Below are 13,761 nucleotides of genomic sequence, written 5' to 3'. Positions count from 1 at the left end.
GGACCACAGCCGTTCGGCCCAACCTGAGGCGGTTAAAGGCCCGACAGACCCATGCGGCGCGCCGCCACGCGTTCCAACGCGACCAGGCCGTCATAGATGAAGACGGCGAGCCCGGCGACGATCAGGCCGCCTTGCACGACGAAGGCGAGATTGTTGGAGATGAGGCCAGCGATGATGACCTCACCCAAAGTCTTGGCCGCCACCGTGGAACCGATCGTCGCGGTAGCCAGGCTGATGACGACCGAAAGCCGGATGCCGGCCAGGATGACCGGCAGGCTGAGCGGCAGCTCCACCTTGAGCAGTCGCTGACGGCTGGTCATGCCCGCCCCCCTCGCCGCCTCCACCACATTGCCCGGCAGCGTGGTGAGGCCGGTCAGCGCGTTCTCGAAAATCGGCAGCAGGCCGTAAAGGAAAAGCGCGATCAGCGTCGGCTTCTCGCCGAAGCCAACCGCCGGCACGGCTAGCGCCAGCACAGCAACCGGCGGGAAGGTCTGGCCGATATTGACCAGGCTGCGCGACAGCGGCAGGAATTCGGCGCCGAAGGGCCGCGTCACCAGGATCGCCAGCCCGATGGCAACAACGATCGCGCCCAGCGTGGCGACCGCCACGGTGCCCAGATGCTGCAGGGTGAGCGTCAGCAGGCTGCCCTGATTGTAGATCGCCGGCGCGTTGTTTTCCGTCAGCGGCTTGAGCAACGGCTCGAACCAGCCCGGACTGACGATGAACGTCACCAGGAGCACGAACAGCACCAGCCGCAGCGCCGCGGGCAGGAACCGTCTCATGCCGGTCGTGCCGCCAGTTTGATCAGCCCGTCCACGGTGACGCGGCCGAGCGGCTTGCCGTCGGCGCCCTTGACCGGCAATGCGGGGCGACCCGACCACAAAAGCTCGGCCAGCGCGTCGCGCTGGCTGGCCTCGGCGGGGATGGCCTCGCCTTCCGCCGTACCCTTCTCGACTGCATCGGCGACGCGGCCGAGCGACAGGAGCCGGAACGGCCGCTCGGACGAGCCGACCAGTGTCTCGACGAAGGAACTGGCCGGTTTCGCCAGGATCTCGGCGGGCTTGGCATATTGCACCAGCTTGCCGCCATCCATGACGGCGATCTTGTGGCCGAGATGCACCGCCTCCTCCATGTCGTGCGTGACCAGGATGATGGTGGTGCCGAAATGCTTCTGGATGGCCAGCAGGTCTTCCTGCGCCTTGGTGCGGATGATCGGGTCGAGCGCGCCGAACGGCTCGTCCATCAAAAGCACGTTGGGCTTGGCGGCCAGCGCGCGCGCCACGCCGACGCGTTGCTGCTGACCGCCGGAGAGTTCGTGCGGATAGCGCGGGCCGAAGGCGGCGGGATCGAGCTGGAACAGGCGCAGCAATTCGTCGACGCGCTCGTCGATACGCTCCTTGTCCCAGCCGAGCAGCAAAGGCACGGTGGCGATGTTCTGGGCCACCGTGCGGTGCGGGAACAGGCCATGGCCCTGGATGGCGTAGCCGATCGAGCGGCGCAGTTCGTAGTCGGGCAGCGAATGGTTGTCGACGCCGTCCAGCTTGATCGTGCCCGAGGTCGGTTCGACCAGTCGGTTGATCATGCGCAACAGCGTCGTCTTGCCCGACCCGGACGTGCCGACGATGGCGGCGATGGTGCGCGGCTCGATCACCAACGACACGTCGTCGACCACGGTCTGGTCGTCATAACGCTTGGTGATGTTTTCGATCTCGATCATGCTACCGCTTCCCTGCGCCGTCTCGTTGCGGTCAGTTCGATGATGGCGTCGAGCACGATGCCCGCCGCGAAGGCCAGCGCCACGGTTGGCACGGCGCCGAGCAGAACAAGGTCCATCGCCGTCTGGCCGACGCCCTGGAACACAAAAACCCCGAAGCCGCCGCCGCCGATCAATGCCGCGATGGTGGCGAGCCCGATGTTCTGGACCAGCACGATGCGGATGCCGGTCAAAATCACCGGAAAGGCCAGCGGGAACTCGACGTCGAACAGGCGCTGCCGGCTGGTCATGCCCATGCCGCGCGCCGCCTCGTTGGCGGCCTGCGGCACGCCGGCCAGTCCCACCACCGTGTTGGCGACGACCGGCAACAGCGAATAGAGGAACAGCGCCACGAAGGCGGGCGCGGTGCCGATGCCGCGAATGCCGAGCGCCGCAGCCCCCGGCACATGCAGCGCCACCCAGCCGAGCGGCGCGATCAGCATGCCGAACAGCGCGATCGACGGGATCGTCTGGATGATGTTGAGCACGTTGAGCACGGCCGCCTTCATCGGCTCGACCCGGTGGCAAAGGATGCCCAGCGGCAGGCCGACGACAACCGCGGCAGCCAGCGAACCCAGCGCCAGCGTCACATGCTTGCGCGCTTCGGCCCAGAAGCTGCCGGCGCGATTGGCATATTCCTTGAGGATGGAAAGGCTGTCCCAACTGCCCGAGGCGAGCAGGATGCCGATCGCGACCGCAGCGATCACAAGAATGCCGATACGCGCCAGCGGCGACAGTTCGAGCCGGGTCAGAACATCGGCCAAGAGCAGCGTGAAGGCGAAGACCAGCAGCCAGAAGCCGGAAGCCGGCGAGATGCGGGCGAAGGTATTGCCGGCCGGCGTCAGGAAGCTGCCGGCGACGCCGATCGCCAGCGCCAGCACGCCAAGCACGGCCACGCTTGCCACCAGACGCCAGATCAATGGCGTCTTCACGAGCGCCACGACGACGGCGACAACCACCAGCGCCAAAAGCAGCGCCCCACTGCCCGACGGAAGTGCTTCGAGGATGGATCGCCCTTGCCCCGGCACGATGCGATTGGCACGGAACGTGGCAAACGGCGCCAGGAACGCCGCATAGGCGGCAATCGCGGCGATCACAACGCCCAGCTTGTCGAAGCGAATGCCCACAATGCCTGTCCCCGGCGAACCGGCGCCCGTTCAGCGGGCGCCGGCAAGCTCTTCATGCCTTACTTCAGGAAGCCGTTTTTCTTCAGGAAGTCCTCGGCAACCGCCTTGGCCGGCTCGCCACCGACCTGGACGCGGCCGTTCAGCTCCTGCAGCGTCACCAGATCGAGCTTCTCGAAGACCGGCTTCAGGAGGTCGGCGATCTTCGGATTTTCCTTCAGCACCGCCTCGCGGATGATCGGCGTCGGCTGATAGACCGGCTGCACGTTCTTGTCGTCGGCGAGCACCACCAGCCCGGACGGCGCGATGCCGCCGTCGGTGCCGTAGACCATCGCCGCATTGGCGCCATTGGTCTGGTTGGCAGCGGCGCCAATGGTGGCCGCCGTGTCGCCGCCCGAAAGCGTGATCAGCTGGTCCGACTTCAGCTTGAAGCCGTAGGTGGTCTGGAAAGCCGGCAAGGCCGCAGCCGAGTTGACGAACTCGGCCGAGGCGGCCAGCACCACCTTGCCGCCACCGGAGACGTATTTGCCGAAGTCGCTGAGCGAGGCCAGCTTGTTGGCATCGGCGACATCCTTGCGCAACGCGATCGCCCAGGTGTTGTTGGCCGGCGACGGTGTCAGCCAGACGATCTTGTTGGCGTCGTATTCAAGCTTCTTGGCCGCTTCGTAACCCTTGGCCGCATCCTTCCAGATCGGATCGTCGGCCTTCTCGAAGAAGAAGGCGGCGTTGCCCGTATATTCGGGATAAATGTCGATCTCGCCGGCGATGATCGCCTTGCGCACCACCGGCGTGGCGCCGAGCTGGATGCGGTCGACGGTCTTGATGCCGTTGGCGTTCAGCACCGACTGGATGATGTTGCCCAGCACCCCGCCCTCGGTGTCGATCTTGGAGGAAACGACGACGTCGGCGGCATTGGCCGAGGCGACGGAAAGGCCGAACGCCACGAGCGCGCCGGCGAAAAACCTGGTTGAAGACATGGTGGCAAATCCCTCTGATGGAACCGGAAACGATTATTGCATATCGCACGACCCAGACGGCCAGTCGGGGCATACGGTTTCATAAGATGGAGGGTAAGCGCAATATTTTTATCTGGGCCGCGCGCGTTCGCGGCACCTATCCCGACAGCGTCGTGTCAGTTGGCTGCGCGCAAAGCCGTCATGCGAAGCCCGCCGAGCGCGACAAGGCACAGAAGCGATATCGGAAACACCACCCAGGCCAGCATGTTCCAGCCCCAGGCATTGTAGACCGCTCCTGACATCAGCGAGGCGAACGCCACCGCACCGAACAGCACGAGGTCGTGGAAACCCTGGATGGTTCCCTTCTCTTCCGGCCGGTAGCTTTCCGTCACCATGGCGGTCGAACCGATGAAGCCGAAATTCCAGCCGAGCCCAAGCAGGATCAGCGTGGTCCAGAACTGCCACAGCTGGATTCCCGAGAGCGCCACCACTGCGCAGGCGATCAACAAAACGAAGCCGATCGCCACGATGGCCGGAGCGCCGAAACGGTGAATGAGCCGCCCGGTAAAGAAGCTCGGCCCGAACATGGCCATTACGTGCCAGGAGATGCCGAGCGTCGCCTCGTCCGACGAGAGGCCGCAGCCGACCATGGCCAACGGCGCGCCGGTCATGACGAAGGTCATCAGCGTATAGGAGCCGACCGCGCACAAAAGCGCGATGAAGAAGCGCGGCTGGCTGATGATTTCGGCAAGCGGGCGACCACCGTCAGCGGCGACCTCGACGGTCTTGGTCGCATGGTTGGGGCGCAGGAAGAACAGGATCGCCGCGCCCAAGGCCACCAGGCCGAGGATCGAGGCAAAGGCGCCGGCAAAAGGCACCGGCGCCAGAAGGTCCTTGGTGAAGATCACCACCTGGGGGCCGAGGATGGCGGTTATGATGCCGCCGGCCAGGACGAAGGAAATGGCGCGCGCCTTGAATTCAGGCGGGGCGTTGTCGGCGGCGGCGAAGCGGAATTGCTGCACGAAGGCAGCACCCGCGCCGATGACCAGCAGGCCGAAGACGAACAGCCAGAAGCTCGACTGGAACAGGGCGATGGTGGCGACGAGCCCGGTCACGCCCGTGCCGACCAGAAATCCGTCGCGATGGCCGAGCTTGCGGATCAGCGCCGCCGAAGGCAGCGCGCCCACGGCCAGGCCGACCGAGTAACCGGTGAGCGGAGCGGTGGCCAGCGACTTGTCCGGCCCCAGCATATATTCGCCGGCCAGCGCGCCGAGCGCGAAACAGATCGGCCCGGCCGAGCCCAACACCGCCTGCGCGGCGGACAGGATGTAGGTCGTGCGGCGCGCCTCGTTTTGTGCGGCCGCCGTCACCACGCTCATCGTGCGTCCTTGCCTCTTCCCTCGCCGCGCATGCGGCGCGCCACACGGTCGAGCACGGCGTTGACCAGCTTCGGCTCGTCCTCGGAATAGAAGGCCTTGGCGATGTCGACATATTCGGAGACGATGACCGCCACCGGCACGTCCTCGCGCTTCATCAACTCGTAGACGCCTGCGCGCAGGATGGCGCGCAGCGTCGAATCGAGCCGCGACAGCGGCCAGTCGTCGGTCAGCGCCTGGCGGATCACCGGATCGACCGTCTTCTGGTTCTCCACCACGCCGGCCAGGATGGCGCGGAACCACTGCGCATCAGCCTCGCGGTAAAGCGCGCCGTCGACTTCCTTGCCGAGCCGGAAGGCCTCGTATTCGGCGGTGATCTCTAGCAGGCCGGAGCCGGCGACGTCCATCTGGTAGAGCGCCTGCACGGCGGCAAGCCGAGCGGCACCGCGCTTGTTGGCCTGGCGCGGAACGGAGCCGGGCTCGGACGGTTCGGTCACGATTGCGCTCCCAGTCTGTCTTTCAGCGCGATCATGGTGAGCGCGGCGCGCGCGGCGAAACCGCCCTTGTCGCCTTCGCTCTTCCTGGCGCGCACCCAGGCCTGTTCGTCGTTCTCGGTGGTCAGGATGCCGTTGCCGATGCAAAGCGATTCCTGCACCGAAAGGTCCATCAGCGCGCGGCTCGATTCGTTGGCCACGATGTCGAAATGATAGGTGTCGCCGCGAATGATCGAACCCAGCGCGACGAAACCGTCATACACCTTGCCGCCCTCGGCCATGCCGTCGAGCGCGAAGGCGATGACCGCTGGAATTTCCAGGGAACCCGGAACAGTGACGATGTCGCAGGTTGCGCCGGCTTCCTTGAGCGCGCTGGTGGCGCCGTCGAGCAATGCGTCGGCGAGGTCGTCGTGGAAACGCGCCTCGATGATGAGTAGATGGGCGTTCCGCTCGGGACGGATGAACGCCTTGCCGTGTTGGGATATGCCAGCCATGAAGGTCTCCGGGATTGCCGGTGACTTAGGCCGAAGCGGCGGCGGGCGCAAGCGACGTTTCAGTGTCTTGGCCGACCGGCGGCGTTCCGCTCCGTCAGAGCCCCTCTTTCGCGGCCTCCACCAGCCGCGCCGCATAGCGCGCCATGGTGTCGATCTCGAGATTGACGCGGTCGCCTGCCTGCCGGTCCGCCCAGGTGGTCACTTGCAGCGAATGGTGGATCAGAAGCACGTCGAAGCGTGTGCCTTCCACCTTGTTGACGGTGAGCGAGGTGCCATCCAGCGCCACCGAACCCTTCGGCGCGATGAACCTGGCGAGTTCGCGCGGCGCTTCCAGCGTGAAACGCACGGCATCGCCCTCGTCTTCCCGCGCCAGGATCGTGGCGGTGCCGTCGACATGGCCGGACACGATGTGGCCGCCCAGTTCGTCGCCGATCTTCAGCGCCCGTTCCAGATTGATGCGCGTGCCGGCCTGCCAGCCGGACGCCGTCGTCAGCCTCAGCGCCTCTTCCCACGCCTCGACCTCGAACCAGCGGGCGTTCGAGCCCTGTTCGGGCAGCGCCGTCACCGTCAGGCAGACGCCGCCGCAGGAGATCGAGGCGCCGAGGTCGATGGTGGCGGGATCGTATCCGGTGTCGATGCGCAGGCCGACGCCTTCCTTGCGCGGGCTGACGGCGGCGACGGTGCCGATGTCGGTGACGATGCCGGTGAACATCAGTAGAGATCCCTTATCCATTCGGTGGCGCGATCCTCGCCGAAGCGTGTCTCGCGCAATTTGCGGAAGCCGGCCGGAATGCTGCCCGCGTCGACGGGCGAGGCAATGCCGCCCTCGCCGATCGTCTCCGGCCCGGTGAACAGCACGATACGGTCGACCAGCCCCTCGTCGAGAAAGGCTTTCGCCACCTCCGCGCCGCCCTCGACCAGCACGCTCGCCATGCCGAGCGCGGCCAGATCCTCCATCAGTTCCGGCAAGGCGACGCGGCCATCGATCGTCTCGGTGCCGATGAAACGCACGCCGCGCCGTTCAAGCGCCGCCCGCCGATGCGGGTCGGCCTCGGCGCAGGCGGCGATGTAGAGCGGCACACGGTCTGCCTCGGCCACCAGCTTGGCGTTTTCCGGCAACCGGATATGGCGATCGAGCACGATGCGCGCCGGCGAACGAGTCTCCAGTCCGGGCAATCGCACGGTGAGCGCCGGATCGTCCTCCAGCGCGGTGCCGATACCGATCAGCACCGCGTCGGTCTCCGCCCGGATCAGATGCACCTCGCGCCGCGCCGCGTCGCCGGTGATCGATATCTGGCCGTCGCCCTTGCGGCCGATCATGCCGTCGGCCGACAGCGCAAGCTTCAGAACCACTTCAGGTCGTTTCTTGAGCGACCGGTTCATATAGCCGGCCATCTGTTCGGCGGCCTCCTCGGCCAGCAGCCGCTCGACCACCTCGACACCGGCGGCCCTCAAAATAGCGTAGCCCTTGCCGGACACCCGCGGATCGGGATCGCTGGCGGCCCCGACCACCCGGACGATGCCGGCCGAAACCAGCGCATTGGCGCAAGGCGGCGTGCGGCCGTGATGCGCACAGGGCTCCAGCGTCACATAGGCGGTGGCGCCTTGCGCCAGCACACCGGCCTCGGCCAGTGCCTCGGTTTCGGCATGCGGACGCCCGCCGATCGCCGTCACTCCGGTGCCGACGATCATCGGGCCATTGCCGTCGTCGCGCACGATGATGGTGCCGACGGAGGGGTTGGTGGCGGTGCGGCCGAGATTGCGCCGCGACAGGCGGATCGCCGCCGCCATAAAACGGCGGTCGAGGGCGTGCTGTTCTGGGCTGCTGTGCGAAACCACGGTCTAGCCGGCGTCCTCGTCGCCCTTCAGTTCGCCGAGCACGTCATGGAAATCCTTGGCTTCGCGGAAATTGCGATAGACGGAGGCGAACCGCACATAAGCGACGTCGTCCAGCGACTTCAACGCGTCCATCACCAGGCGCCCGACCTCGGCCGAGGGAATCTCGGTCTCGCCCGAGCTTTCGAGCTGGCGCACGATGCCGGTGACGGCCCGGTCGATGCGGTCGGGATCGACATTGCGCTTGCGCACCGCCGTCTCGACCGAGCGGGCGAGCTTGTCGCGGTCGAACGGCACCTTGCGGCCGGATTTCTTGACGACGACCAGATCGCGCAGCTGCACGCGCTCGAAAGTGGTGAAACGACCGCCGCAATCGGGGCAGACGCGGCGCCGGCGGATGGCGGCGCCATCCTCGGCGGGACGCGAATCCTTCACCTGCGTGTCTTCGGACTGGCAATAGGGGCAGCGCATGGTGAGCCTTGGCTAGCGATTCTGATTGCGCGGGAGGCTAGAGCCTTTCGGCACAAGTAGGAAGCGCGGATGCGGAATCCAATCGGTCGGTCGCGCTTGTGGTCTTCGACCGGCGGCCCGCAGTCGCGGGCTTGTCCCATCCCACGCCTTCGTCATTCCGGGCCAGCGAGGCGAAGCCGAGCGCCGACCCGGAACCCATTGGTCCCAGCGCATTGAGCACAGCCGGGACCTCGGTTCGCGTGGACAGCGGTGAAACATGCGGCGTCGGTTCGGCTGTCTGAACGGTCCAGAACGAGGACCGGGCCATGCTTGACGATGGTGCGGCCAATGGGTTCCGGCTCTCGCTGCGCTCGGCCGGAATGACGACGGCGGTACAGTCGCGTCGACGCGCGGTTGCGTTGATACACTTCTTCATCGCCACGCCCTGCTTTTCGCAGTCTGGCCATTGTCAAAAAACACTCCCGTTGCGGGAGGTGGGAAGCGGGGCGCCGGGTCGGTGCCTCTTAGCAAATAGCACGTGGCGCCTTCCGGGCGCCCCGCCGGTGTTCTTGCCCCGGACCGACCTCGCCGTCCTTCGCGACGGCAGACTTCGGGCCTCAAGCCGCCATTTTCGGCGGCCGGGTTTTTCCAGGGCCCGGACTTAGGGCTCGTCACCAGACACCGCCACCGTTAGCGCTGCCAGTCCGGCACCGGCGCCCTCCCTGATACCCGGTGCGCACCAGGTTCCCGTGAGGGCGATGGGCCGATTGTCAACTGAAGGCGAGTGGCGTGAATAAATCCGCGCGCGATTTCTCGCTCGGTTTTCGGCAAGGGATTGAACGGACAACGTTCTTTCTTTCGACCCGCGTCTTCCTCCACGCATCCAATCCACATCTTGCACCGCGCCGGTGATGTCGGCCGCGGTTTGGAACCAGCGCCGAAACAGAGCGATTCAAGCCAGCCGGGACCTGTTCCGGCTCAGAAATAGCGGGGCGCAAGGAAGATCGCGAGCGCGGCGACAAGCCAGACGACGAGGCCGCCGAGCACCGCCAGCCGGTAGTCGAGCGGATCGATCAGGAAATAACAGGCGCCGAGAAAGGCGAGATAGGCAGGGATGGTCTTGGCGCCGGCCAGACAGGCCTCGCGAAACCCGTCGGCGCCGCCCTTGGCACCGACGGCGAGCAGCGCGATGACGGCGAAGGTCGGGGCCAGCGGCAGGATGCCCGGCAACACATTGCCACGCTTCGAGGCCCAGACAATGAGCGCCGTCACCAGCCCGCCGACAACACCCTTCCACAGGATATCCATCGGCGGGTACCTTCTTTAAAACAACGGCTTAGCCGAGATAGGGATAGAGCGGGAAGCGGTCGGTGAGCGACACCACCTTGGCCTTCACCGCGGCCTCGACAGCGGCATTGCCCTCGTCGGAATTGGCCACCTTCAACCCGTCCAGCACCTCGGCGATCAGCTTGCCGATCTCGCGGAACTCGGCCTGGCCGAAGCCGCGCGTCGTGCCGGCCGGCGTGCCGAGGCGCACGCCCGAGGTGACGAAGGGCTTCTCGGGATCGAACGGGATGCCGTTCTTGTTGCAGGTGATGTTGGCGCGGCCAAGTGCTGCCTCGGCGCGCTTGCCGGTGGCGTTCTTGGGACGCAGATCGACCAGCATCAAATGGTTGTCGGTGCCGTTCGAGACGATGTCGAGGCCGGTTTCCTTCAGGCTTTCGGCCAGCGCCTTGGCGTTGGCGACGACGTTCTGGGCGTAGAGCTTGAAGTCGGGCTTCAGCGCCTCGCCGAAGGCCACCGCCTTGGCGGCGATGACGTGCATCAGCGGGCCGCCCTGCAAGCCGGGGAACACCGCCGAATTGACCTTCTTGGCGATGTCCTCGTCATTGGTCAGGATCATGCCGCCACGCGGGCCGCGCAGCGACTTGTGCGTGGTGGTGGTGACGACATGGGCATGCGGCAGCGGCGACGGATGCTGGCCACCGGCGACGAGGCCAGCGATATGGGCCATGTCGACCATCAGATAGGCGCCGATCGAATCGGCAATCTCGCGGAAGCGCTTCCAGTCCCAGACGCGCGAATAGGCGGTGCCGCCGGCCAGGATGAGCTTCGGCTTGTGCTGCTGGGCGAGCTTTTCGATCTCATCCATGTCGAGCAGATGGTCGTCCTTGCGCACGCCGTAGGAGACGACCTTGAACCACTTGCCGGACATATTGACGGGCGAGCCGTGGGTGAGATGGCCGCCGGAATTGAGGTCGAGGCCCATGAAGGTGTCGCCCGGCTGCAAGAGCGCCAGGAACACGGCCTGGTTCATCTGGGAACCGGAATTCGGCTGGACATTGGCGAAGTTGCAGGAAAACAGCTTCTTGGCGCGCTCGATGGCGAGCTCCTCGGCGACGTCGACGAACTGGCAGCCGCCATAGTAGCGCTTGCCCGGATAACCCTCGGCGTATTTGTTGGTCATGATCGAGCCCTGCGCTTCCAGAACGGCGCGCGAGACGATGTTTTCCGAAGCGATCAGCTCGATCTCGTGGCGCTGGCGACCGAGCTCGTTGCGGATCGAGCCGAAGATCTCCGGATCGACCTCCGCGAGCGGAGTTCCAAAGAAGGATTCGAGGGAGTTCGAAACGGCCGCTGCTGTTGCCATGCGCTGGGATCCTTGCTGTCAGGGAGTCACGGCGCCATTAACACAGTTGTATGCGCCCCGCCACGTTTGCGCTGCGAAATCCTCTGGCCGGATCGCGTCGTTTTTCGCAAACGCGCAGCCTCGCGAAATTGGCCGGTGCCAACGGCACGGGATTCCGCTTGCCATCCCCGCGATCCGATTGCAAAATGCAAGCGGATTGAGGAGGAAATCATGGCCACGACGATCTTTGCCAGTTCGATGTCGCTCGACGGCTATATCGCCGCGCCGTCGGGCGAACTGGTGTTGCCGGTGCCGGAAGCGCCGCTGCACCGGCATTTCAACCGGCTGATGGAAGCGACCGCCGTCGCCGTCTATGGCCGCAGGCTCTATGAGCTGATGCGCTACTGGGACACGGACGACGACGCCTGGCCGCCGGAAGCGTGGGAGTTCGCGCAGGCCTGGCGCGCCACGCCGAAATTCGTCTGCTCGACGACGTTGCGCGAGGTCGGCCCCAATGCGCGGCTGGTCAGCACGGACGCCGCCGGGACCCTGAAGCGCCTGAAGGCCGAGACCGATGGTCTTATCCTCGTCGGCGGCGCCGAATTCGCCGCCAGCATGGCCAGCCATGGCCTGATCGACGAATATCATCTTTATCTGCAGCCGGTGGTGCTGGGGGAAGGCAAGCCGTTTTTCGCGGACGGCAAGGCGATGACGCTGCGCCCGCTCAGCCAGGAACTGTTGCCGCAAGGTGTCGTGCTTGCACGTTACGCGCCGGCCTGACCGCCGCCGCTTGCGTGGAGACGCGACGACGTCTATCTATTTCGCGCAACCGTCGAGAAAGAAAGGAGGGCTGCGTGACCGGATTTAATCATCCCAGGTTTAATCACCATCGTCAGTGCGGCCCGAACCAGGCCCTGCAAATGCGTTTGCAGGGCTGACCTCAGGACGATCGCCTCACCGCATCTCTTTCTGGTCTGCCCCAAGGGGTAGCGCGACGCCGGCCAAGCCGCGTTCGCGTTTCGTCAAAACACCGAGCCAACGCAGTTCCGGCATGAGACGCCAGGCATAGGACATGCCCGGCCGCCGGCGCGGCTCGCGACAGACCAGAGAACGACCATGGCATTGATCAATCTGAAGGCACTCGGCGTCACCCTCGGCGCCCGCCTGTTTTCCAATCTCGACCTCTCGGTGGAGGCCGGCGACCGCGTCGGCATCGTCGCCGCCAATGGCCGGGGCAAGTCGACGCTGCTTCGCGTCATCGCAGGCGCGCTGGAACCCGGCGAAGGCGCTGTCACCCGCGCCCGCGGGCTCACCATCGGCCATGTCGAGCAGGATATAGCACCCGGCCTGCTCGCCCTGCCCTTTCACGAGGCGGTGCGACAGGCACTGCCGGCCGAACAGGCGGAGAGCGAAAGCTGGCGCGCCGATGTGGTGCTGGAGACCTTCGAGGTGCCGCAGGACTTGCGCGAGCGAGAACTCGGCGCGCTGAGCGGCGGCTGGCAGCGGCTCGCGCTTTTGGCGCGCGTCTGGATCAACGATCCCGACGCGCTTCTGCTCGACGAGCCGACCAACCATCTCGACCTCGCCCGCATCCGCTGGCTGGAAGACTGGCTGCGCGACCTGCCGCAGAGCATCCCGCTGATCGTCGCCAGCCACGACCGCGCCTTCCTCGACGCCGTCACCAACCGCACGCTGTTCCTGCGCGCCGAGGCGAGCCAGGCCTTCGCCCTGCCCTATTCGCGGGCGCGCGTCGCGCGGGACGAGATCGACGCCTCGCAGGAACGGCAGTTCCAGCGCGACATGAAGGCGGCCCAGCAATTGCGCCGGCAGGCGGCCAAGCTCAACAATATCGGCATCAACTCCGGCAGTGATCTCCTGGTCATCAAGACCAAGCAGTTGAAGGACCGTGCGGAACGGCTGGAGGATGCCGCCCGCCCCGCCCATCAGGAGCGTTCGGCCGGCGCCATCCGGCTCGCCAATCGCGGCACCCACGCCAAGCAGCTGGTGACGCTGGACGACGCCGAGGTGCGCACACCGGACGGCGCGCTGCTGTTCAAGACCGGCAAGCGCTGGATCTGCCAGGGCGACCGCATCGTATTGCTCGGCCGCAACGGCTCCGGCAAATCGCGACTGGTCGGCCTGGTGCGCGACGCGATTGCCGGCGTGGGCAGCGCTCAAGCCGGCATCCGCGCCACGCCGTCGCTGGCGCTCGGCCATGTCGACCAGGCGCTGTCCGACCTTGCCGACAGCGATACGCCCATGGCCGCCGTCGGGCGTCGTTTCGAGTTCGGCGACCCGCGTCTCAGGGCGCTGCTGGCCGGCGCCGGCATCGGCATCGACATGCAGGAGCGACCGATCGGCCGGCTGTCGGGCGGGCAGAAGGCGCGGCTGGCGATGCTGGTGCTCAGGCTCACCAATCCCAACTTCTACCTGCTCGACGAGCCGACCAACCATCTCGACATCGACGGCCAGGAAGCGTTGGAGAACGAACTGATGGTGCAGGAGGCGAGCTGCCTGCTGGTCTCGCACGACCGCAGTTTCGTGCGCGGCGTCGGCAATCGATTCTGGCAGATCGAGAACCGCAAGCTGATCGAGGTCGAGGGGCCGGAAGACTTCTTCGCCGCCGCCTCCGAAGACGGCCGCTGAGCC

At 66.0% G+C, this 13,761-nt stretch carries 14 protein-coding genes; 2 read left to right on the top strand and 12 right to left on the bottom strand.

The genetic code is table 11. The features are described from left to right. Nucleotides 1-32: 32 nt before the first annotated feature. From FZF13_RS20650 to glyA, 12 genes are all read right to left on the bottom strand, one after another. Nucleotides 33-782, bottom strand: coding sequence for an ABC transporter permease (locus FZF13_RS20650; protein WP_024926303.1), 750 nt, complete (start codon nucleotides 780-782; stop codon nucleotides 33-35). Next, nucleotides 779-1,717, bottom strand: coding sequence for an ABC transporter ATP-binding protein (locus FZF13_RS20645; RefSeq protein ID WP_024926302.1), 939 nt, complete (start codon nucleotides 1,715-1,717; stop codon nucleotides 779-781). Before FZF13_RS20645 ends, FZF13_RS20650 begins: the two co-directional genes overlap by 4 nt. Then, nucleotides 1,714-2,880, bottom strand: a complete 1,167-nt coding sequence (locus FZF13_RS20640) for an ABC transporter permease (RefSeq protein ID WP_024926301.1) — start codon at nucleotides 2,878-2,880, stop codon at nucleotides 1,714-1,716. Before FZF13_RS20640 ends, FZF13_RS20645 begins: the two co-directional genes overlap by 4 nt. Nucleotides 2,881-2,939: 59 nt before the next feature. Continuing rightward, a complete protein-coding gene (osmF, locus tag FZF13_RS20635) occupies nucleotides 2,940-3,854 on the bottom strand; it encodes a glycine betaine ABC transporter substrate-binding protein OsmF (RefSeq protein WP_024926300.1) in 915 nt (304 codons plus the stop codon). A gap of 155 nt (nucleotides 3,855-4,009) precedes the next feature. After that, a complete protein-coding gene (locus FZF13_RS20630) occupies nucleotides 4,010-5,212 on the bottom strand; it encodes an MFS transporter (RefSeq protein WP_024926299.1) in 1,203 nt (400 codons plus the stop codon). Continuing rightward, nucleotides 5,209-5,706 carry a transcription antitermination factor NusB gene (nusB, locus tag FZF13_RS20625; RefSeq protein ID WP_024926298.1) on the bottom strand — a complete coding sequence of 166 codons (498 nt, stop codon included), beginning with the start codon at nucleotides 5,704-5,706 and terminating at the stop codon, nucleotides 5,209-5,211. Before nusB ends, FZF13_RS20630 begins: the two co-directional genes overlap by 4 nt. Further along, nucleotides 5,703-6,197 (bottom strand): 6,7-dimethyl-8-ribityllumazine synthase, encoded by a 495-nt coding sequence (gene ribH, locus FZF13_RS20620; RefSeq protein WP_024926297.1) that lies wholly within the window; start codon nucleotides 6,195-6,197, stop codon nucleotides 5,703-5,705. The genes nusB and ribH overlap by 4 nt, the downstream gene beginning before the upstream one ends. A gap of 94 nt (nucleotides 6,198-6,291) precedes the next feature. Further along, nucleotides 6,292-6,909: a riboflavin synthase gene (locus tag FZF13_RS20615; RefSeq protein WP_024926296.1), complete on the bottom strand. Its 618-nt coding sequence runs from the start codon at nucleotides 6,907-6,909 to the stop codon at nucleotides 6,292-6,294. After that, on the bottom strand, nucleotides 6,909-7,988 hold the full coding sequence (gene ribD, locus FZF13_RS20610; protein ID WP_024926295.1) for a bifunctional diaminohydroxyphosphoribosylaminopyrimidine deaminase/5-amino-6-(5-phosphoribosylamino)uracil reductase RibD: 1,080 nt from the start codon (nucleotides 7,986-7,988) through the stop codon (nucleotides 6,909-6,911). Before ribD ends, FZF13_RS20615 begins: the two co-directional genes overlap by 1 nt. A gap of 51 nt (nucleotides 7,989-8,039) precedes the next feature. Continuing rightward, nucleotides 8,040-8,504 (bottom strand): transcriptional regulator NrdR, encoded by a 465-nt coding sequence (gene nrdR, locus FZF13_RS20605; protein WP_024926294.1) that lies wholly within the window; start codon nucleotides 8,502-8,504, stop codon nucleotides 8,040-8,042. Between the two features lie 957 nt (nucleotides 8,505-9,461). Then, nucleotides 9,462-9,791, bottom strand: a complete 330-nt coding sequence (locus tag FZF13_RS20600; protein ID WP_024926293.1) for a GlpM family protein — start codon at nucleotides 9,789-9,791, stop codon at nucleotides 9,462-9,464. Between the two features lie 28 nt (nucleotides 9,792-9,819). Beyond that, nucleotides 9,820-11,133 carry a serine hydroxymethyltransferase gene (glyA, locus tag FZF13_RS20595; protein ID WP_024926292.1) on the bottom strand — a complete coding sequence of 438 codons (1,314 nt, stop codon included), beginning with the start codon at nucleotides 11,131-11,133 and terminating at the stop codon, nucleotides 9,820-9,822. Nucleotides 11,134-11,343: 210 nt separating this feature from the next. On the opposite strand from glyA, the gene FZF13_RS20590 reads away from it, so the two are divergent. Together FZF13_RS20590 and FZF13_RS20585 are read left to right on the top strand one after the other, a co-directional pair. Next, the gene (locus FZF13_RS20590; protein ID WP_024926291.1) at nucleotides 11,344-11,892 is read left to right on the top strand and encodes a dihydrofolate reductase family protein; all 549 of its coding nucleotides are present in this window, start codon (nucleotides 11,344-11,346) and stop codon (nucleotides 11,890-11,892) included. A 336-nt stretch (nucleotides 11,893-12,228) separates the two neighbouring features. Continuing rightward, on the top strand, nucleotides 12,229-13,758 hold the full coding sequence (locus FZF13_RS20585) for an ABC-F family ATP-binding cassette domain-containing protein (protein WP_024926290.1): 1,530 nt from the start codon (nucleotides 12,229-12,231) through the stop codon (nucleotides 13,756-13,758). Nucleotides 13,759-13,761 lie beyond the last annotated feature (3 nt).

Source organism: Mesorhizobium terrae (genome assembly GCF_008727715.1).
In the GTDB taxonomy this organism is placed as follows: Bacteria; Pseudomonadota; Alphaproteobacteria; order Rhizobiales; family Rhizobiaceae; genus Mesorhizobium; species Mesorhizobium terrae.
The sequence above is the reverse complement of the archived record's forward strand: the minus strand, read 5'-3'. Positions and strand labels throughout refer to the sequence as shown.